This is a genomic window from uncultured Chitinophaga sp., from assembly GCF_902168175.1.
Taxonomy (GTDB): domain Bacteria; phylum Bacteroidota; class Bacteroidia; order Chitinophagales; family Chitinophagaceae; genus Chitinophaga.
On sequence record NZ_CABHOU010000072.1, the window covers coordinates 264549 to 283068 of the forward strand.

An 18520-nucleotide genomic window follows, 5' to 3' on the forward strand; every position below is an offset into this window, starting at 1 on the left:
GAAATTAACCAGCAGTGATTAAAACTTAAAGTTCCAGGTGGCGGAAGGGATGATGGGAAACAGTGAAACCTTACGCCCTTTTACTTCCAGTGTACCTGCCGCCACACTTCCTTTCTGGTAAAAATACATGAAGTAAGGATTCATCCTGCTGTACACATTGTAGATCGAAAAGGCCCAGCTACCCTGCACACGGTCGTTAAAACGTTTCCGCTGCGGTGTGTAAACGGCCGACAGGTCGAGGCGATGATATGGCTCCATCCGGTAAGAATTAATGCTGCCGCTCTCCTGCCGCAGCACGCCTTCCACGAAGTAAAACTTTTCTGGCAGGGTTGTAGTATTGCCGGTCCCGAAGATAAATACGCCCGAAAAGCTCCATTTTTTACTTAAATCGTACGTGCCTACCAGCGACAAATCGTGGCGACGGTCGTACTTGGCGGGGAATTTTTTACCGTCATTCAGCTCGTCAAACTTACGCCAGGTCCAGGATAGCGTATAACCCAGCCAGCCGGTAAATTTGCCTTTGTTTTTTTTGATAAAGAATTCGGCCCCGTACGCCCATCCTTTCCCGAACACAAAATCTTCTTCCGGGTCATTAATGGAGGGCGTATAACCTTCCCGGTACTCAACCTGGTTCTGCATGTTTTTGTAATAGGCTTCTACAGACCCCTCGTACTCATTATCTGCAAAATTGTGGAAATAGCCAGCCGAATACTGCCAGGCTACCTGCGGTTTAACGCGGTAGGTGCTGGGCACCCATATATCGGTGGGCAGTGTGGAACCGGCATTGGTAACGAGGTGAATGAACTGGTTATTGCGGGTTACAGCTGCTTTTACAGCACTGGCCCCGTTCAGCGCATAACGTACAATTACCCGTGGTTCGGGCCAGCCGAACGACCGTACGGGCACGCCCCTGCCCCAACTGGTACTGTCAAGTTTATTGCCATTGGCATCGCGCTCGTAAGCGGTATAGGGGCCAATTTGCTGGAAACCGCTGTACCGTACCCCAATGTTCACCTGCAACTGGCTGGTGATCTCCCAGTCGTCCTGTATGTACAGCGCCGCTTCGTGGGCAAACTTCTTAAAAGTATTATCGGGACTAAACGTTGTGCTGTCCTGCACACCGGAAACAGACGATGGGCGGAAGTGGTGATAGATGTAATTACCGCCGAACTTCAGGTGGTGTTTCGGACCGGCAAAATATTCCAGATCGAGTTTAGCGTTCAGATCGCGTATGCCGGATTTAAGGCTGATGTCGAAATTGTTTTGTGTACCGCTGAACTCGAACTTATAATCGTTGTAAATGATGGAGGTGTTTGAAAAGAGCTTTTTCGAAAACACGTGGTTCCATCGCAAAGTGGCGGTGGCATTGCCCCAGGGGATATTGGCGTCGAACGCACGCTCTTTGTTTTTGAAGGTGAATACGTCCTGGCCCAGGTAGGCGCTGAAGTAAACACGGTCTTTGTCCGAAAAGCGGTAATTCGCTTTCATGTTCACGTCGTAAAAGTAATAACCGGTGCCACGAAACTCACTGTCCTTAGATATAAAAGGCTTCATCAGCAGGTCAACGTATGTACGCCGGCCAGCCAGCATAAACGATGATTTATTTTTTTGTAGAGGGCCTTGTATAGATAACCTTGAGGCAATGGCACCCAATCCTCCTTCTACTTCAAACTTCTGATTGTTGCCTTCTTTCATTGTTACATCCACTACGGACGATAGCCGGCCGCCGTAATTAGCGGGCATGCCGCCTTTAATCAGCGTTACGTCTTTAATAGCGTCGGCATTAAAGATGGAAAAGAAACCGAAAAGATGACCGGTGTTGTATATCGGGGCCTCGTCCAGCAATATGAGATTTTGGTCGGGGCCGCCGCCACGTACATAGAAACCGGCGTTGCCCTCTCCTGCTGATTGCACGCCTGGCATCAGTTGCATTACCTTCAGTACGTCTACTTCGCCCATCAGTGCCGGCAGCTTTTTCATTTGCGCGGTGGAGAGTTTCACAGTGCCCATTTCGGTGTTGCGGATGTTCTCATCCTTCCGTTTATCGGTAATCACCACTTCCTTCGCCTGTATAGCGCCCGTTTTGAGCGCTATATTACGTTTAACGTTATCGTTCAGATTGATACGCTCTTCCACTGATTGGAAACCGAGGTACGAAAACACCATGGTGTATTCGCCGGCGGGCAGGGTAAGCGAATAAAAACCGTAAACATTGGTTTGTACGCCGGTAAGCGTGCCTTTAACGAGGATATTGGCACCGGGAATGGATTCGCCGTTGCTGCCATCGTTTATATAACCACTGATCGTGAATTTGACCGGGGCTTGTGCCTGTACGCGCGGCGCTACCGCGCAAACCAGCAGTATCAGGAATAAAATAAGGTGTGCCCGGCGGTTAAACATATCTCGGGGATTAATGCATGTGCTCCGTAAGTGTAAAAATACGGGGGTATTACTTGTACTGCAAAGTATCCGTAACGGTACCGCAATTCAGCATCTGGTCGCCAAAGTACGGGTTGCGGATGTCTGTATGTTCGCTGAGCCAATAGGCACCTTTGTCGTTAAACGCCATCGGGCAGTACTGGCGGTAAACGGTTTGACCTTTAAGGCCGGTGGCTTTTACCAGGTCGAACAATATGTCGGATACCATCTGGTACGAAACGCGCTTCTTTTCGATATCTGTTTCGCCCATCAGACCTGTAAGTTCGGCACTGATATCGCCGGAAGCGGCCGTAACGATGTTATAAATGCCGGAGTCGGAACGAAGTACGTCTACCGGTAAGCTGTCGATGCTATGCTTAAGTGCCAGTGCGGCTTCGTTGGCCTTAATATCGCTGGCGGCCACGAGTGATTCGGACAGGTGATAGTAGTTATTGAGCGCTACTTTCAGCGAATCATAGAACACGCCCGGGTACGGGGCCTGGAAAGCCGCCTGCACGGTAGTATCGGCTACTTCCGCTGCCGTTTTACCTCCCTGGTTACAGGCCGTGAATACTAATATCCCTGCTATAGCTGCTATTCCCAATAAATTCAATCGCATATCCTTACGTTTGCAACAAAGATAATTAAATCATATTTATTTAGGGGTCAGCTTTAGATACTCTCCCCAGCCCCCGTTGCGACGCTCCGTTCAACGGTAGTTTATCCATCGGGCGGGAAAAGAATAAGAGGGACGGTAAGCCCCTCTTATCGATATAAAAAGAAAAGCAATCCGCAGCCAAATAATTAAACCAATATGTCAAAGAACTAATGATAATGAAAACCGGCACGACAGCTTTTCCGCCTGCCTTTCTCACCATTTTCCGGAGCGGCCATTCAAAGCATCTTACGACGGTAAAAATGACCCAATCCATGTTGAACAAATACTTTTTACCTGTTCAAAAGCAAAGGTACACCCGTGAAATGCCCATCGGGTTGGAAAAGGAACGAAGCTGCATAAACGGGGGAATGAAACTGCATAAACGGGGGAATGAAACCCCTGCCGTCCGGCTATAATGCTTTGTGGGCGCGGAATACAACTCATATAACATTGTGGCAGATGTATTTATAGTTATAATTGAGGTGGTTGAAGTGGATACATGAGGTTATTTCATCAGTCAATTTTAAATTTTAAGCGGTGGGCAGGGTGGTTTGAGCAGCGTCTTACGCATGTCGTTCCGGGCAACCAGGCATTAAGAGCCGTAATGGTATACCGAAGGTATATCGATCCTATATCGATCCTATACTCGCCGTCACCACCAGCCTGCGTTTCAAAGGATTTGGGTATAGGATGGGTATAGGATCGGTAAAGGATCGCTATACAAAGAATACCAAGTTGCGCATGAGATGTATTTATAATGTTTGGGAGCGGACCGGGAGTTGAACGGAGCGTCGCAACGGCGGCTGAATCTACTTCCCCCGGCTGGTGCCCACCCTTGTTTCCTAAAGCCGGTTTTAAATAGTAACTTTGACAGATTTTTTTACAAAATAGACTAAGTAACGACGAACTATGCTGTTAGCATTACAGGATGTAACCTTTGAGTTTGGAGCCCGGACTATTGTACAGGACGCCTCCTGGCATATAGTACCCGGCGACCGTGTGGGACTGATCGGTATGAATGGTACGGGTAAATCGACCCTGCTCAGGATCATCAACGGTGAATATTCCATTTCCGGCGGAAGTATTAATAAAGCCAAAAACCTTTCCCTGGGGTTCTTTAACCAGGACCTGCTCAGTTTTGAGTCCGACGATTCTATTCTCGAAGTGGGTATGACCGCCTTTGAGGAAGCCGTAAAGGTGGAAAAGGAACTGGAACGACTGGTAGCGGAAATGGAGCACAACGAAAGCGAAGCCCTGCTGAACGATTACAGCGATAAACTGCACCTTTTCGAAACGCTCGACGGTTATAACATGCGTAACAAGGCCGCCGCCGTACTGGAAGGTCTTGGTTTTAGCACCGCCGCGCTCGAACGCCCGTACAGCACCTTTTCCGGTGGCTGGCGTATGCGTGTGCTGCTTGCAAGGCTCATCCTGCAGCAGCCCGACGTGTTAATGCTCGATGAACCGACGAACCACCTTGACCTTCCCTCCATCGAATGGCTGGAAAGGTACCTGCAGAACTACGGTGGCGCGGTAATCATTGTATCGCACGACCGTTACTTCCTCGATAAAATGGTGAACAAGGTGGTGGAACTGTACCAGCAGGAACTGCACCACTATGCCGGTAACTACTCCGACTACGAAGTAGAAAAGGACATGCGCCGCGAACTGCAGCAACGTGCCTACGAAAACCAGCAGGATTACATCCGCCAGCAGGAAAAGTTTATCGAACGCTTTAAAGCCAAAGCCTCCAAGGCCGCACAGGCTCAGAGCGTGATGAAACGCCTCGACAAACTGGACCGCATTGAGCAGGTAGACAGTGGTCCGTCTAAAATCCGTATTAACTTTTCTGTAGATAAACAGCCCGGTAAAATATTGCTCACGCTCAGCGACGTATCTAAGAGCTTTGGCGATATTAAAGTACTGGAAAACACCGGCGCGGAAATTAACCGCGGCGATAAAATTGCACTGATAGGTGCGAACGGTAAAGGTAAATCGACGCTGCTGCGCATTATTGCCGGCACCGAACCCATTACTGGTAACCGCATACCAGGGCACAATGTTATCAGCAGCTTTTACGCACAGCACCAGCTCGAATCGCTGAATCTCGATGATGAGATACTCGAAGAGCTGAAAAGCAGCGGCGGCGGGCGTACCGAAATGGAACTCCGCTCCCTGTTAGGTTGCTTCCTGTTTAACGGCGACGATGTGTTCAAAAAGATCCGCATCCTGTCGGGTGGAGAAAAAGCCCGTGTAGCACTGGCCAAAACCATCATCAGCCAGGCCAACTTCATGCTGCTCGATGAGCCCACGAACCACCTTGATATGTTATCTGTTCAAATGCTGATCGATGCACTGGACAAATACGAAGGTAGTTTCGTACTCGTATCGCACGACCGTTACTTTGTAAGCCAGACGGCTAATAAGATATGGGAGATCGTGGACGGCGAGATCAAAGAATTTAAAGGCACTTACGCCGAGTGGGAAGAGCATAAACGCCGCCAGGCATTGCGGGAAGCGCAGGCTAACCAGCAGGCGGCAGCGGAAAAGAAAGCGGCAGCAGCTGCGGCGGAAGCACAGAAAAAGAACACACCGGCCCCCGCCCCTGTTAAAGGTGCAGGCGCAATCGATAAAGACGCCCAGAAAGAGTTGCAGAAGCAGCAGAAACAGTTTTCCCAGATCGAATCACAGCTGAGTAGCCTTAATGGCCGCAAACAGAAGCTGGAAGCCGAAATGGGCGAGCCTGCCACTTACTCCGACCAGGGGAAGTTTAAACAATGCGAACAGGAGTATGCCCAGGTGGGTAAAGAACTGGAACGCGTGAACCAGCAATATGAAAAGGTGTTTGACGCCATCATGGAGCTGGAAGCTAAGCTGGGTAAGGCGTAGTATTAGCAACGTATTTATTCTCTATGCAGAAAATACTGGTAGTTGAAGACGAAGTAAAAGTAGCCAATGCCGTGAAACGGGGATTGGAAGAGAATGGGTTTGAGGTAGACCTCGCGTACGACGGGCGCATGGGCCAGAGTTTGGCCGTGGGCAACAAGTACGACCTCGTTATTCTCGACCTTAACCTGCCGCACAGCAATGGCTACGAACTTTGTGAGGTCATCCGCAGCCGCAACAGTAAAGTGCCTATTATAATGCTTACCGCGCTGGGCGGGGTGGATGATAAGATGCAGGCCTTTGAACTGGGCGCGGACGATTACATGGTAAAACCCTTCGACTTCCGGGAACTACTGGCACGTATACGCGTATTTCTTAAACGGGTAGGCAGCGAAGGCGGCGCCGGTGTAGCTAATCGCCTGGTAATAGCCGACCTGGAAATAGACCGTGAAAAGAAAGAAGTGGTACGGGCAGGCAAAAAGATTGCGCTCACCGCGAAAGAATACCAGCTGCTGGAATTCCTGGCGCTGAATAAGGGCAAAGTGATCTCCAAACTCACCATCGCTGAAAAGGTATGGGACATCGACTTCGATACGGGCACCAATGTAATTGAGGTGTACGTGAACTTCCTGCGGAAGAAGATCGATAAAGACTTTGAAACGAAGCTGCTGCATACCAAAACCGGTATGGGCTATTACCTGGCCGAAGAATAGCCGAACATGAAGATAAAGTTCAAAATAGCGCTTTATTACACTGTTTCCGCAGCGGTACTGCTCATTACATTCGCCACCCTCGCCTACTATTTCTCCGTAAAAGAACGCAGCCAGGAGTTTTACGACCGCCTGGAATACCGCGCCCGCTCTATTGCCAACGTGCTGGACGAAGGCGTTCACCTCGAAACCCAACTCCTCAAACGATTAGATAAAACTACCTTCCAGGACCTCTACCAGGAGACCATCGTGGTATACAATGGCGCCAATGACGTGGTGTACGCCAGTCAGCGCGATACGGCCATTAGTATTAAGCTGGAACTCCTCAGTTTCATCCGCCGTAACGGCATTTATCATTTTGAAAAAGACAATGCCGAAACCGTAGGCATTTACCATACTACCGGCAAGGAGCCGCTCATCGTGATCGTATCGGCGGTGGATAAATACGGGTTGACTTACCTGGAAAGCCTCCGGCAGATATTACTCGTGGAACTGGCTGTGGCCGTGTTGTTGCTGGTGGGTGTAGGGTACTTCTTCGCCCGTAACATGATGCAGCCGATCAACCAGCTGGTAACGGAGGTAAACACCATCAACGCCAATAACCTGCAGGATAATCGCGTATCTGTAGCGGGTCGTGACGAAATAGCACAACTGGGCGCCAACTTTAATACGATGTTGCAGCGGTTGAGTAACTCGTTCGATTTGCAAAAGAGTTTTGTGAGTAACGCTTCGCATGAACTGCGTACGCCGCTGGCCTCTATTATCAGCCAGTTACAGGTAACTACGGCGCGTGCCCGCAGCACGGAAGATTATGAGTTAACACTCAATTCAGTGCTGGAAGATGCGCAAAACCTCTCCGACCTCACCAATGGCCTGCTGCAGTTGGCCCAATCGGACATGAACCAGCAGCAGTCGCTGTTCCGGCCAGTGCGGATAGATGAATTGTTGCTCGAATTGCCCAATCTTATCAGTTTAAAACAAAAAGGCGCCCGTGTAGATATTGAGTTTTTGCAAATACCCGATAACGAAGCGCTGATTACGTGCAATGGTAACGATAGCCTGTTAAAAGTGCTGTTCCTGAACCTGGTCGACAATGCCTGTAAGTTCTCCCCCGACCACAGCGCCAACGTGACCATCGACACGAATGAGCAGATGATAGTCGTGCGGGTGCAGGACAAAGGAATGGGCATCCCCGGACAGGAACTGGGCAAGGTGTTTGAGCCTTTCTATCGTGCGCAGAATGCCTCCGCAGTACGTGGGCATGGGCTTGGACTTTCGATCTGTAAAAGGATCGTAGGCATACATGAGGGCGCGATCAGCGTAAGTTCCGTTGTGGGTGAAGGCACCGTATTTGAAGTGAAATTACCCCACCTGCAATAAGTGTTTTTTAAAGCAGTAGATGTTCAGCTGCACATCGAACAACGGAGCTTTGTGGCGGATGTCGAAAGGTGTTGGGTACACCATAGAGGCTTCATTAAGGGTGTAATAGAAACCGTTCCGTGTTAACATCTCTAACAATTCCTGTAGTTTATTGTTCTCCTCAAACCGGCCGTGGTATTCGAGGAATAGCCTGTCCACGTTCTCCAGTCGGGGTTCAATATCTTTCATAACAGGATACTCCGCTCCTTCAATATCGATCTTTAACAGGTCGACCTTCTTAGCCAGCATATCGTATAGTCTGATCGCCTTTACATCGATCGTTTTGGCTTTATGTGCAGGTTCGCCAATGCGGCTGCTCATAGAACCCTCGCTGCTAAACTGCAGTGTTTTATCTTCTATCCATACCGCTTCCTGGCGCAGGTCTACATTGCTTAACTGCATACTGGCCACATTCTTTTTTAACAGTTCGAAGTTGGAAGCATCCGGCTCAAAGGCTACTACGGCAGACTGTGGGTATTGCGTTTTGAAATACACCACGCTGAGGCCGATGTGCGCGCCACAGTCGATGATATATGGTGCGGGTACGGCAAAGTTGGTTTTGTAAATCTCTTTAAAGAATAATTCATCTACCCCGTGAAGAAACTCCTCACGGTTGCGGAAGTGCATGTTGTAGCCCAGGAAAGGCGAGGATGAATCGATGCCTTCGGGCGTATTCTTCAGCTTTCTTACCTGCAGCCACGACAAACCAATTTTTTCATATGGATTGGAGAACGTTTTCTTCAGTTTCTTCGAAATGCCAATCAGTATGTTTCCGGCGGTAGACATAAAAAGGGTTTTAAAAGCCCACAATTTAGTTCCTTCCCGGCAGAAATGCAAAAAGGCCAACAAGCAGGCTTAACCGTTTTTAATTTCTTTTTAATGTGCTTTAAAGCCCCCTTTAATCCCAGTTGCTGAATTTTGTATCAGCAAGGTTATGAACAAGTTGTTATTATATGCCGCGTTTGGGATTACCGCCATGATTACATGGAGTGGATGCCATGACAGGAAAGGTGAAGGAGCGGTTAAAACCACATTTGTACTGAGCGATACCATGCTTAACAATATCCGGATAGATACAGCTAGGATAGAGCCCGCCCGGTACGAATGGAAGGAACAGGAGATGTTGAACAATGTACGCGATAGCAACTATATCTTAACCATACCGTTTGCCTCCCTCATATTCGATCATAAGAGGAGTTATGTAATGGTGTTCAAGGACAAATACAATGTCGAATGCCGGGAGGTGGCAATCATGAAGTTGGCCGGCGATACCGCTTATCTTATTAACGGATTAAGGGCAGGCGAGAAAGTGGTATCAAAAAACCAACTTCAGATGTATAACGCGCTGAATGACTATAAACGGCATTCAGTTCACCGATAAAGTTTTTCTATTTTCTATTTCTAAGAACATTTTAAAACAGATTTAATCATGAAAAACAAAATTATGTATGCCCTGGGCGTACTCGCAATCGCTTCTCTGAGTGTTGGTACTGTAAGCGCACAAACAGCAAAACCAGTTAAAAAAGCGGCTACTGAACATCCTGCAAAAACAGAAAAGAAAGAAGTGAAAACGGCGAAACAGCATCATAAAAAAGCTGTTGCCGCGCCAAAGGCAACTACTAAATAATTTTAGTTCGCATATAGGTTGATAGAATGATCATGTATGCCGGTATAATGTGAACTATTAAACATTTACCGGTTTCATGCGCAATCACTCCGCCCCGCTAGTACAAGAATGAACGCGGGGCGGATTTCGTTTTATATTAATTGGACGATTCGCCGGTGTACAGCACCATAAACGACCCCGTTACATTTGTTGTCGTTTTTAACCCATTCTCATACCCCGCTTTCGACACGTTGAAGCTCCCCGAAATATACTGGCCCTTGTTGCCGTACTTATCTATCACGATGCTACCCGGACTGTTATGCCATCTTACGTTATCGGCCCATACGGCCTCGTAAACAGTAATAACACCATTACGTTTAACCTGTAAAGTGAAATTGATGTTTTGCTCACGGCTCCATGCATACGGACTTCCGTCGCCTTTACCCGGGAAAGTAAGCTCTATGTGCTGTGTTACATCGCCGGTATTAATACCGTAGCCGAATAACTGCGTGCTTTGGGTGTTTTGCCGGTACACGCCACCTGACGGGCCGCCCAGGCGATAAGAGCCGGCTCCGGGACCACCGCCTACATTTACGATAAAACCGTCCTGCATAATGGTGATATTACACACCAGTAACAGCTGCGCCGATTGCCCGTAGTCAATTTCTGCGCTTACCGCAACAGGGTTATCTTCCGGCACCTCCATGGGCGCATGATAATAAGCTTTGTCGGCCCGCGATATGAGTGAGCCATCACCAGCCAGCCGCCAGCGTTTAGTTACTTTTTTAGGAATATCGTAGCCGTAGATGATAGGTTGCTCGCCGTTGGTGCTGTTCACTTTATTCACCTGGTAACGTACGCGCAGCTCTACTTCTCCACCGGGCACCACCGCAGCAGCACGCGGTTCGATAAACAGCTTTTGGAACATGATCCAGTCGGAAAAATGGTTGGTTTGTATGCTGAGCGTTTTATCAACCTTATTTAAAAACCGTTGGTCAATACTCATCCAGATACCGTCGGCCTTCTGGTAAGCAATGCCCAGCATGTCATCGGTAGAGCCGTTTAGCTCCTCCTGGTTATAAAAAAAAGTGATGGTAGCCGGTGTTGCAAGCTGTAAGTTATGCGGGGTAATGCGATAACCTTTGGTAACTGCCCCGGGCGCTTCGCCAGTAATGGGGGTTACAGAAATAGTCTGAGCAGATGTAAGGGCACCGGGCGGAATTTTCACCAGCACTAAACCGTCTTCGCTTGCCAGGAACCCGCCGGCGGCACCAATTACTTTCGTCGTGGCATTACCAGTAACAGTACCTACTGGCGTTGGGTGCCCCGGCTGGTCGACCGGGATATCATCTTTGGGCACCGGCTGTTTATCTTTTTTGCAGGCGATGACGGTCAATGCAAGCAATAACACGGTTATTTGACGTAACATATGGGTTTAGTTATGGGAGGCGATAAATACTTTTACTACTTTTCCTGCTTCACTCGTCCAGAGCTGCAGACCTGCGCTTTCGAAACAGTATACAATGTGGCGGGTGTTGTCGGCGTAATCCACATGTTCCACATCATACAGTTCGCCTTTCAGTAAAGCGAGGATGGTGTTGATGTGGAGGCCCATTAGTTCCACGCCATGGAGTGAGCAATTGCCGGCACAGGCAATGCCTTTGATAATACCGCCTTTTGTGTAAAGCGCAGTTGCTTCCGCATCGATGGTGTAAATGCCATGATCGCCAATACCGGGCGTGTAAGTAATAACGCCGAACGATTCGAGGTGCGGGTAAAAGTGCGTGTTGAGTTCGAAGGGGCCAATGCCGACCGCTAAATTAACCTGGTACATGGTGTTAACGTTTTGGGGTGATGATCAGTTGATCGATATTGATAGTGTGCGCTTGGGCTACCCGGTAAGCGAAAGTAGCTTTTACCTGTCCGCCGGGCAGCAGTACATAACGTTCGTGTACGGGAGTTTTGTCCGTATTCGTTTTACAGGCGCCGAGGCATAAGGCCACAACAGCGATCCTGGTAATTTTGGGGTGCATAACAACAATTTTGATGCAAGTAACAATGGTTTGGGTGCGTGGTAAAGGGGAAGGTGAATGAATTGTTGGAAAGGTGGGGTGAGTTGGAGGTTAGATCAACGTGATCACCTGCCACGTGGCTATCGCCAGAAAGAGAATACCGCCGAAAAAGGTAGACTTATAGCCCGATGGTGCTGCTGATCTGCCTTCCTCATCCGCCAGGTAATAATGTGGGTCTTCAGGATCGTACCGGATATTCAATTTGTCGCCTACACTATAAATTGGCACCGATGTTCCCAGGTTAAGTATTACGGACAGCTGCTCTCCCTCCCTTGTGTGGAACGATACGGTATATACTTGTTTTGTGCGGCTGTAAGCGGATTTTCCTGGATCGGTCTGGATCCATCCCCCCTGCTTCCATTTTGTAATGGTGCCGGTTGTAGATATGCCGTTTTGCAGGAGTGCCTTATAGTGCTGTCTTCTCATAACTGCAAAAACTATGCATGTAATGCCGAACACGGTAGGTACTACTGTAAATACTTCAACGAAACGAAGCAAATCGAAAATCCAATGATGTTTGGCAAGCAGGAAGACCATAAGCATTAAAAGTATAAAATTTTAGTTGAATGCTTCCTATGAAGGGATAGTAAGGTTCACACCCAGAAATTCACATTTCGTCACAATTACCGCCCCGTCATTGCCCCCGTTTTTATCTTACCCTCCTCAAACTAAACTATCCATGCATCTTTTTAAACTAACCATTTTACTTACATTATTTACGCTGCAATTGCAGGCGCAGCGCGTAACGTTGAAAGGCCGTATTGCCGGCGCAAAGGCAAACATGTTATACCTCCGGCTCTCGGCTGGCTCCGTGCCTTATATGTCCGACAGCATTCCTTTAAACAGCGATGGCAGCTTTTCTTATTCGACGACTAAGATTACCAGTCCCGGTGTATATACCATGCAGGTGGCAAACGGCCGTTTCGCAGGGCTGATGCTGGCGCCGGGTTACAACATGATCCTTAATGGCATGGCCGATTCGCTGCCCTATTCACTTACCTATACCGGAACGGGCGCCATGACTAACCGTTACTGGGCAAAGTATCGTGGAATGGGCGCCAAGCCCTGGCCTAAGTGGGACGAAATGAACGAGGAAACATTCGTCCGCCAATACGTAACAGCCAACTGGTTCGATTCCGCCGCCGATGTGATGGCTAAACAGGTATTCGGGCCGTCCAATACTGATCCTTATAAAGATTTTTTTCTTGAAGGAGCCCGTACAGAGTTTGAAGTGATGAGGATATACAACCTGCATATGTACGCGTTCAACAACAACTATAGTACGGGTCGTACCGACTCGCTATTGAACCGCTACTTCCCGGACTGGCTGAAGCAGAATCTGGGTGATCAACACATCGGCTCACAGCTTTACATGAATTTCCTGCTCAACAGTTATTTATTTCACCTGCAGGATATGCTGGGCGGCAATATATCGCGGCTGGCGATTGCCGACAGTTTGTATACCGGCAAAACCCGGGAACTGATCATGGCGAGGGTGATCGCTAATAACCTGGAAACAGTAGCCAAACCAGAAAGTATTGAAACATTACTGGCGTACGTGCCGGGCATTGCAGATACCGCCATTCAAAGGTTCGTGCAGGAAGCCGCCGCTAAAAAGGAAAAGGAAGTAATGGTGTACGGGAAGAACAGCCCCGCCCCTGCTTTCTCGCTGCCCGATAGTTTAGGCCAGATGTATGGCCTGGAAAACTTCAAAGACAAAGTGGTATTACTGGAGTTCTGGGCCAGTTGGTGTGGCCCCTGCAAACAGGCGATTCCTGCTATGAAGCGGATACGGGAAAAGTACAGGCATTGTGACGATGTGGTGGTGATCAGTATCGCTGTAAATGATGTGAAGGGCAGAGCGTTGCGTTACCAGATCATGGAACAGCAGCAAATGGACTGGCTGCAGCTCGAAGACCTTGATGGTCAGGTTCAAACGGCTTATAAGGCCATGGCTATTCCGCGGACGGTGGTGTTGGCCCCCGGCATGCGCATCGCTGATTTCGATGCACCTTACCCTGGCGAACCAGCGCTGGAGGCGTTAATAGAGAGTCTTTTGAAGAAATGATCAGAGGTTGAGGTATACTTCTTTCGCAAACACCTCCATATTGCCTTTGTCGGCAAAGTCGAGGCAATAGAAGCCCCTGCCCTTTTTGTCCAGCTCTACCAACCCGCTTTTGTCCGTAAAGCGGCCGCGGTAGAAGGTATCCAGCACACCCAGCTTCTGACCGGGTTTAAAAGACAGGTCGAATTTAGAAATGATCGCATCCTGGAAGTCCAGCGACACTCTTTTGGGGCCGATAAAAAACATTCTCATCTCTTTATGGGCAGCGTTAAAAGCAATGCCTTCGCATACATAGTCGTTGCGAATGTCGATAAGTCTGGTACCCGAGTTAAGGCTCAGCAATGATTCAAATAGTGGAAAGGTGGATAAGGTGACCATGGTTAAATTTATACATTTATTCGGTTCCTTCCGCGACGGGGGCCTGATGTTTAGGGAATATACGTCTGAAAGCAATATCGATAAGCCAGTAGCCGCCGAACAGTATACTGACATTAAAATAATCGTTCGTCGGTTTACTGTGTTGGGCATCGATGAGCACGGATGTAAGTATTACCGCTGGTATAAGTAATATATGAGCCACCAGCTTTAAATGGCGAAAATGCCAGGCAGACTCTCCGGGCGGAAACGTCCTTTCCATGGTGTGGAAATACACGATACCACAGTAAAGAAACATATACATGGTGGCTTCGAAGTTATCGGCAGTCAGCAAAGGTTGCGGTTCGCTGGTGGGATATAACCAAATGAACAAGCCGGATGTAATGAACCAGAAAGCTGCAAATGTGACGAGGTGTCGTACTAACGGAAGAAATGATCTCATAAATTGTTAACTAAGATGGATAGGGACACTATGGGTATTGAAACAATACGTCGAATCATTATCTAAAAATAAAAATTTTAGGTGAGGTGCCTAAAAAGCTTCCAGCATACGGTACCCTGCGAGGCAAACCAACGCGGCAGCTGCTAAGAACAAAAGGATATAACGAAGCGGGGTGGCTCGGTTGCCGCCGCCGTTCACGGTAAATTGTTTCGGGCGTTTCCGGTTGTAACGTACTTCTACCCTTTCGCCCTGCCGGTATACATCGTTCGTGGTGGCCGCGTGCAATGCGAAGGTGTGCGTTTTACCGCTGGCAGCGGTAAAGGTTACGGTGTAGCCGCCCTGTTTAACGGAAATGGCCCCGTTAGTTATCACGCCGTGCTGCTGTAGCTGTTTATAAGCCCGGCGGTACAATAGTCCGCGGATGATGCAGAAAATAGCTGCCAGTATAGGTAGTATGGTGCCGAATTCTATGAAACGTAATTTGCCTGAAAATAAATAGCCGGTGGTAAGCAACATGCCTGTCTGTTTCTGGCAAAATACGAATCTTCGGGGAATTTGGATTTATGAGCTTAAAAAGGAACACCCGGTAACGTAATGCTCCCGGGTGTTCATCATCTTAGTCCTTTGTGAGCTTCTGCTCCAGCAGGTTTACTTTCTCTTCCAGTTTCTTCCGCTCTTCACGTTCGCCAATTAAGTAAAGTGTGAGTTCTTCGATCTTCTCCAGTAGTTTCTTGTTCATTTCGCCGAGGTCGTGCCCGTTGGTTTCTACTTCCTTTGCAGAAGGAATGCCCGGCAGGTGCTGATGGGTTTCGATGTATTGCTGTACTTCCTGCAGCGATGGCAGTTTGTAGGCTTTGTCGAATACATAATCGGGCCAGCCTGTGGTGGTAACCTTTATCTTTTTAGCGGAAATGGTGCCATTTACCGCGAGTCTGCTACCCGACGGTATAGTGCCCGTGCCGATGCCTACATTGCCGCCACCGTAAGCCATCAAGATATCTCCGGGGGATGTGGTGTTGAGGTACAATGTTTTGTTGGTACCGTTCGCGTTCGTTTCCAGGTCAAGGTATCCTTCGTTACTACCTCTTATTCTGCCTCCATTTGCCCCGCCAAACATGGTCCAGTGGTTATATGAACTGCCAAGGATCGCGGAGATGTTATCGCCGTTGGAGGACGTCTGAGTGTTAAAGACGTGTAAGGGCGCTTCCGGTGTTTCGACTCCAATACCAACGGTTTTGAAAACGTTCAGGTATGTCACTAACGTAGTCGGGTAAGACATAGTGGCGAGGGCCTCGTCGGCTACTGTCCAGCCGGAATAATTCGCAGACGTTACGGGCCAGCCAACTTCAAATGCTTTAATATGAAAACGAAGATAATAGTCTTTGCTATTAAGAAATATTACCACCTTGTTGTTTTCATTTGCGAGGTAGATAGAAGGTGTATATGCACCAGATGAAGACACCCTGCTTCTTGCGAATCCTCCGTCGTAGATATAGTAGGTAAGATTCAGCGAAATTGGCGCATCGAGACCATTAGACGCGCCGTATCCATAACAATACCCTTCGATAATGATGGTAGGCATGTGAGTACCGTTAGTAAAAGGCAGGTTGGTTTTGATCTTAACGCCATGCACCGGAGTGCCATTCAAATGATAATTAAGTACATCCAAATAACCTGGGTCCTGGGCGCGGACATTAAAAAACAGGAAGCAGATCATCGCTGCTGCCAGCATGAAAATTCTTTTCGACATAAAGGGATGTTTAAATTGTACGGGTTTACATTGTATAGTTACCGGGTACGGGTTAAAAAATAAAATATAGGGAACTCTCGCGGGCCAAATATATTGCATTTCGTTGTCAACATTACACATTTCATCAAATTCCCGTCTCCTCTATTTTTCGTAAATTTAAATTACATGATGCGCCTGTTCTTTTCCTGGAAACTGCACCATCTGTTATTCTGGACGCTGTTCTTTATGGTCTGGATGCTGTTGCGGTTCGACGATTATCCTGCTATGCAGCCTACTGTGCTGGCGGGGTTGCTAAAGGTATTGTCGCTCGCGCTGGCAGTGTATTTTACCAATTACGTACTCATCCCCCGGTTGCTGTATAAAAAACAGTACCTGTTGTTTGGCATTGCGTTTATCGTGTTGGTACTCATCACCGGGTTCGCCATCATCCGGCTGCTTAACGTAATACTGCTTCCTTATATACTAAACATCCGCAAATGGCCTAATGCTACGCTGAGTGCGCAGGTGTACGATGTATACATACCCTTGTTTTTTATGGTGGGTGCAGCGGCAGGCATTAAGTTTTATATTGACAGGCAAAAAACGCTGCGGCTGGGTGCCGAGCAGGAACTGGAATACCTTCGGGCGCAAATGAACCCGCATTCGCTGTTCAACTCTCTTAACGCCATTTACTTCTTGATAGATAAAGAGAATAAAACCGCCCGCGATACGCTCATGCAGTTCTCCGGCCTGCTGCGCTACCAGCTGTACGATGCCAATACGCCCTTTATCGACCTGGAAAAGGAACTGGAATACCTGCGCTCTTATGTGGATATACAAAGGTTGCGGCATGATACACACTACGAGATCGCATTCACCTGTATGGATGATGTAAAAGGCCTCAGGATCGCTCCTTTGCTGCTCATCCCCTTCGTAGAGAACGTGTTTAAGCACCTTTCAGCACATACGGACCAGCAGAACACAGGCCGCATCAATATTAGCCGGGAGGGAGATAAACTGAGGCTGGAGACTTTCAATACGAAAGACATGGAAGTGAAAGGGAAAGGCGGCATAGGACTGGCAAACGCCAAACGCCGCCTGGCGCTCCTGTATCCGGGTAAACACCAACTGGACATCATAGAAACGTCTGTCGATTATTCCGTCACCCTCTACATCCACCTGTTATGATATTACGCTGCATGATTATCGACGATGAACCGCTGGCGCGTAAAGGACTCAGAGAGTATATGGCCGATACCGGTTTCCTGCAATTGGCAGGCGAATACGAGAGTGCAGTAAAGGCTTCCGGCGCGCTGGCTACCGAAAAGCCCGATCTGCTGTTCCTCGACATTCAAATGCCTAAAATGAACGGCATCGATTTCCTCCGTTCGCTCCCCAATCCGCCGATGGTTATTTTCACCACTGCGCATAGCGGGCATGCGTTAGAGGCCTTTGAATTAAACGTCATCGATTACCTCGTAAAACCGATCTCCCTCGACCGCTTCCTGAAAGCGGTGATGAAAGCCCGCGACTTTGCCGGTTACCGTGCAGTCAAAGCGGCACCGGAAGACTACTTCTTCATCAAATGTGATAATAAGATCGAAAAGGTGGCCTTTGCTGACATATTGTATGTAGAGGCATTACAGAACTACGTGGCGGTATATACACCACTACGCAAATTCATCACCTATCTCACCTTTAAAGCTATAGAGGAATACCTGCCGGAGGAACAGTTCATCAAAGTGCACAAATCCTTTATCGTATCCGTCAGTAAAATTGATAGTATTGACGGGCAGGATGTATTTATTGGTCAGCAACAGGTGCCGATCAGCCGTGGGCTGAAGGAAGATGTGATGAAGCGGGTGTTGAATAACAGGTATTTGAAGCGGTGAGAATCAATATGAGTGCGGGGCATGCGTTCTATACGCATTTCCTGTTTTGACGGAATTGTTTTCACCCGTGTCTGTATTTGTTGACTCTTATAGGTACCTGCTTATTACAAACCATTTTAATCCGCATGAAAGCTTCGGTGGAGGTATTTATATCCTTTTGAATGATGAAGGCCGCGGGGGCGGCGGTGTATACACCGTTCATGTCGCTAAAAAACCGGACCCTTCGCAGAGCCCGGCCTTCTCGAGTT

Annotated in this window: 19 protein-coding genes; 8 read left to right on the plus strand and 11 right to left on the minus strand. The window is 48.3% G+C overall.

Annotated elements, in window-relative coordinates; genetic code table 11:
- Positions 1 to 18: 18 nt before the first annotated feature.
- Both QZT80_RS16100 and QZT80_RS16105 read right to left on the minus strand, forming a co-directional pair.
- Positions 19 to 2400 (minus strand): TonB-dependent receptor, encoded by a 2382-nt coding sequence (locus tag QZT80_RS16100; protein WP_295124091.1) that lies wholly within the window; start codon positions 2398 to 2400, stop codon positions 19 to 21.
- A gap of 49 nt (positions 2401 to 2449) precedes the next feature.
- Positions 2450 to 3037, minus strand: coding sequence for a DUF3347 domain-containing protein (locus tag QZT80_RS16105; protein WP_295124094.1), 588 nt, complete (start codon positions 3035 to 3037; stop codon positions 2450 to 2452).
- Between the two features lie 948 nt (positions 3038 to 3985).
- Between QZT80_RS16105 and QZT80_RS16110 the strand changes: the two genes are divergently transcribed.
- From QZT80_RS16110 to QZT80_RS16120, 3 genes are read left to right on the plus strand one after another with little or no spacing between them, the layout of a single operon-like run.
- The gene (locus QZT80_RS16110) at positions 3986 to 5965 is read left to right on the plus strand and encodes an ABC-F family ATP-binding cassette domain-containing protein (RefSeq protein ID WP_295124097.1); all 1980 of its coding nucleotides are present in this window, start codon (positions 3986 to 3988) and stop codon (positions 5963 to 5965) included.
- A 23-nt stretch (positions 5966 to 5988) separates the two neighbouring features.
- Positions 5989 to 6675, plus strand: a complete 687-nt coding sequence (locus QZT80_RS16115; protein WP_295124100.1) for a response regulator transcription factor — start codon at positions 5989 to 5991, stop codon at positions 6673 to 6675.
- A 6-nt stretch (positions 6676 to 6681) separates the two neighbouring features.
- On the plus strand, positions 6682 to 8052 hold the full coding sequence (locus QZT80_RS16120; protein WP_295124103.1) for a HAMP domain-containing sensor histidine kinase: 1371 nt from the start codon (positions 6682 to 6684) through the stop codon (positions 8050 to 8052).
- Here QZT80_RS16120 and QZT80_RS16125 read toward each other — a convergent pair.
- Positions 8035 to 8877 (minus strand): FkbM family methyltransferase, encoded by an 843-nt coding sequence (locus QZT80_RS16125; protein WP_295124105.1) that lies wholly within the window; start codon positions 8875 to 8877, stop codon positions 8035 to 8037. The genes QZT80_RS16120 and QZT80_RS16125 overlap by 18 nt on opposite strands.
- A gap of 148 nt (positions 8878 to 9025) precedes the next feature.
- On the opposite strand from QZT80_RS16125, the gene QZT80_RS16130 reads away from it, so the two are divergent.
- Together QZT80_RS16130 and QZT80_RS16135 are read left to right on the plus strand one after the other, a co-directional pair.
- Positions 9026 to 9472, plus strand: coding sequence for a hypothetical protein (locus QZT80_RS16130; protein ID WP_295124108.1), 447 nt, complete (start codon positions 9026 to 9028; stop codon positions 9470 to 9472).
- Between the two features lie 48 nt (positions 9473 to 9520).
- On the plus strand, positions 9521 to 9718 hold the full coding sequence (locus tag QZT80_RS16135) for a hypothetical protein (RefSeq protein WP_295124111.1): 198 nt from the start codon (positions 9521 to 9523) through the stop codon (positions 9716 to 9718).
- 136 nt (positions 9719 to 9854) lie between these two features.
- On the opposite strand, the gene QZT80_RS16140 is transcribed toward QZT80_RS16135, so the two are convergent.
- The 4 genes from QZT80_RS16140 to QZT80_RS16155 all read right to left on the minus strand — a co-directional run bounded on the left by QZT80_RS16140 (position 9855) and on the right by QZT80_RS16155 (position 12312).
- Positions 9855 to 11126, minus strand: coding sequence for a hypothetical protein (locus tag QZT80_RS16140; protein WP_295124113.1), 1272 nt, complete (start codon positions 11124 to 11126; stop codon positions 9855 to 9857).
- A gap of 6 nt (positions 11127 to 11132) precedes the next feature.
- Complete coding sequence (locus QZT80_RS16145; RefSeq protein WP_295124116.1) at positions 11133 to 11531, minus strand: hypothetical protein; 399 nt, start codon at positions 11529 to 11531, stop codon at positions 11133 to 11135.
- 4 nt (positions 11532 to 11535) lie between these two features.
- Complete coding sequence (locus QZT80_RS16150; protein WP_295124118.1) at positions 11536 to 11730, minus strand: hypothetical protein; 195 nt, start codon at positions 11728 to 11730, stop codon at positions 11536 to 11538.
- A 90-nt stretch (positions 11731 to 11820) separates the two neighbouring features.
- A complete protein-coding gene (locus tag QZT80_RS16155; RefSeq protein WP_367112873.1) occupies positions 11821 to 12312 on the minus strand; it encodes a DUF3592 domain-containing protein in 492 nt (163 codons plus the stop codon).
- Positions 12313 to 12448: 136 nt separating this feature from the next.
- Here QZT80_RS16155 and QZT80_RS16160 point away from each other — a divergent pair, with 136 nt between their 5' ends.
- Positions 12449 to 13837, plus strand: a complete 1389-nt coding sequence (locus QZT80_RS16160; protein WP_295124124.1) for a TlpA disulfide reductase family protein — start codon at positions 12449 to 12451, stop codon at positions 13835 to 13837.
- Here the strand turns inward: QZT80_RS16160 and QZT80_RS16165 are convergent, their stop codons facing one another.
- The 4 genes from QZT80_RS16165 to QZT80_RS16180 form a co-directional block, all read right to left on the minus strand.
- A complete protein-coding gene (locus QZT80_RS16165; RefSeq protein WP_295124127.1) occupies positions 13838 to 14212 on the minus strand; it encodes a hypothetical protein in 375 nt (124 codons plus the stop codon).
- A gap of 16 nt (positions 14213 to 14228) precedes the next feature.
- Positions 14229 to 14651, minus strand: coding sequence for a hypothetical protein (locus tag QZT80_RS16170; RefSeq protein ID WP_295124130.1), 423 nt, complete (start codon positions 14649 to 14651; stop codon positions 14229 to 14231).
- A gap of 90 nt (positions 14652 to 14741) precedes the next feature.
- The gene (locus QZT80_RS16175; protein WP_295124132.1) at positions 14742 to 15167 is read right to left on the minus strand and encodes a DUF3592 domain-containing protein; all 426 of its coding nucleotides are present in this window, start codon (positions 15165 to 15167) and stop codon (positions 14742 to 14744) included.
- A 100-nt stretch (positions 15168 to 15267) separates the two neighbouring features.
- The gene (locus QZT80_RS16180; protein ID WP_295124136.1) at positions 15268 to 16401 is read right to left on the minus strand and encodes a hypothetical protein; all 1134 of its coding nucleotides are present in this window, start codon (positions 16399 to 16401) and stop codon (positions 15268 to 15270) included.
- Positions 16402 to 16566: 165 nt separating this feature from the next.
- Here QZT80_RS16180 and QZT80_RS16185 point away from each other — a divergent pair, with 165 nt between their 5' ends.
- A complete protein-coding gene (locus QZT80_RS16185) occupies positions 16567 to 17568 on the plus strand; it encodes a sensor histidine kinase (RefSeq protein WP_295124139.1) in 1002 nt (333 codons plus the stop codon).
- Entirely contained in the window at positions 17565 to 18272 is a 708-nt protein-coding gene (locus QZT80_RS16190) for a LytTR family DNA-binding domain-containing protein (RefSeq protein WP_295124142.1), read from the plus strand. The genes QZT80_RS16185 and QZT80_RS16190 overlap by 4 nt, the downstream gene beginning before the upstream one ends.
- The last annotated feature ends 248 nt before the right edge of the window (positions 18273 to 18520 follow it).

Coding starts and splice junctions, on each gene's coding strand:
- QZT80_RS16100 (WP_295124091.1), bottom strand. CDS start 2,400: ATGTTTAACCGCCGGGCACACCTTATTTTATTCCTGATACTGCTGGTT.
- QZT80_RS16105 (WP_295124094.1), bottom strand. CDS start 3,037: ATGCGATTGAATTTATTGGGAATAGCAGCTATAGCAGGGATATTAGTA.
- QZT80_RS16110 (WP_295124097.1), top strand. CDS start 3,986: ATGCTGTTAGCATTACAGGATGTAACCTTTGAGTTTGGAGCCCGGACT.
- QZT80_RS16115 (WP_295124100.1), top strand. CDS start 5,989: ATGCAGAAAATACTGGTAGTTGAAGACGAAGTAAAAGTAGCCAATGCC.
- QZT80_RS16120 (WP_295124103.1), top strand. CDS start 6,682: ATGAAGATAAAGTTCAAAATAGCGCTTTATTACACTGTTTCCGCAGCG.
- QZT80_RS16125 (WP_295124105.1), bottom strand. CDS start 8,877: ATGTCTACCGCCGGAAACATACTGATTGGCATTTCGAAGAAACTGAAG.
- QZT80_RS16130 (WP_295124108.1), top strand. CDS start 9,026: ATGAACAAGTTGTTATTATATGCCGCGTTTGGGATTACCGCCATGATT.
- QZT80_RS16135 (WP_295124111.1), top strand. CDS start 9,521: ATGAAAAACAAAATTATGTATGCCCTGGGCGTACTCGCAATCGCTTCT.
- QZT80_RS16140 (WP_295124113.1), bottom strand. CDS start 11,126: ATGTTACGTCAAATAACCGTGTTATTGCTTGCATTGACCGTCATCGCC.
- QZT80_RS16145 (WP_295124116.1), bottom strand. CDS start 11,531: ATGTACCAGGTTAATTTAGCGGTCGGCATTGGCCCCTTCGAACTCAAC.
- QZT80_RS16150 (WP_295124118.1), bottom strand. CDS start 11,730: ATGCACCCCAAAATTACCAGGATCGCTGTTGTGGCCTTATGCCTCGGC.
- QZT80_RS16155 (WP_367112873.1), bottom strand. CDS start 12,312: ATGCTTATGGTCTTCCTGCTTGCCAAACATCATTGGATTTTCGATTTG.
- QZT80_RS16160 (WP_295124124.1), top strand. CDS start 12,449: ATGCATCTTTTTAAACTAACCATTTTACTTACATTATTTACGCTGCAA.
- QZT80_RS16165 (WP_295124127.1), bottom strand. CDS start 14,212: ATGGTCACCTTATCCACCTTTCCACTATTTGAATCATTGCTGAGCCTT.
- QZT80_RS16170 (WP_295124130.1), bottom strand. CDS start 14,651: ATGAGATCATTTCTTCCGTTAGTACGACACCTCGTCACATTTGCAGCT.
- QZT80_RS16175 (WP_295124132.1), bottom strand. CDS start 15,167: ATGTTGCTTACCACCGGCTATTTATTTTCAGGCAAATTACGTTTCATA.
- QZT80_RS16180 (WP_295124136.1), bottom strand. CDS start 16,401: ATGTCGAAAAGAATTTTCATGCTGGCAGCAGCGATGATCTGCTTCCTG.
- QZT80_RS16185 (WP_295124139.1), top strand. CDS start 16,567: ATGATGCGCCTGTTCTTTTCCTGGAAACTGCACCATCTGTTATTCTGG.
- QZT80_RS16190 (WP_295124142.1), top strand. CDS start 17,565: ATGATATTACGCTGCATGATTATCGACGATGAACCGCTGGCGCGTAAA.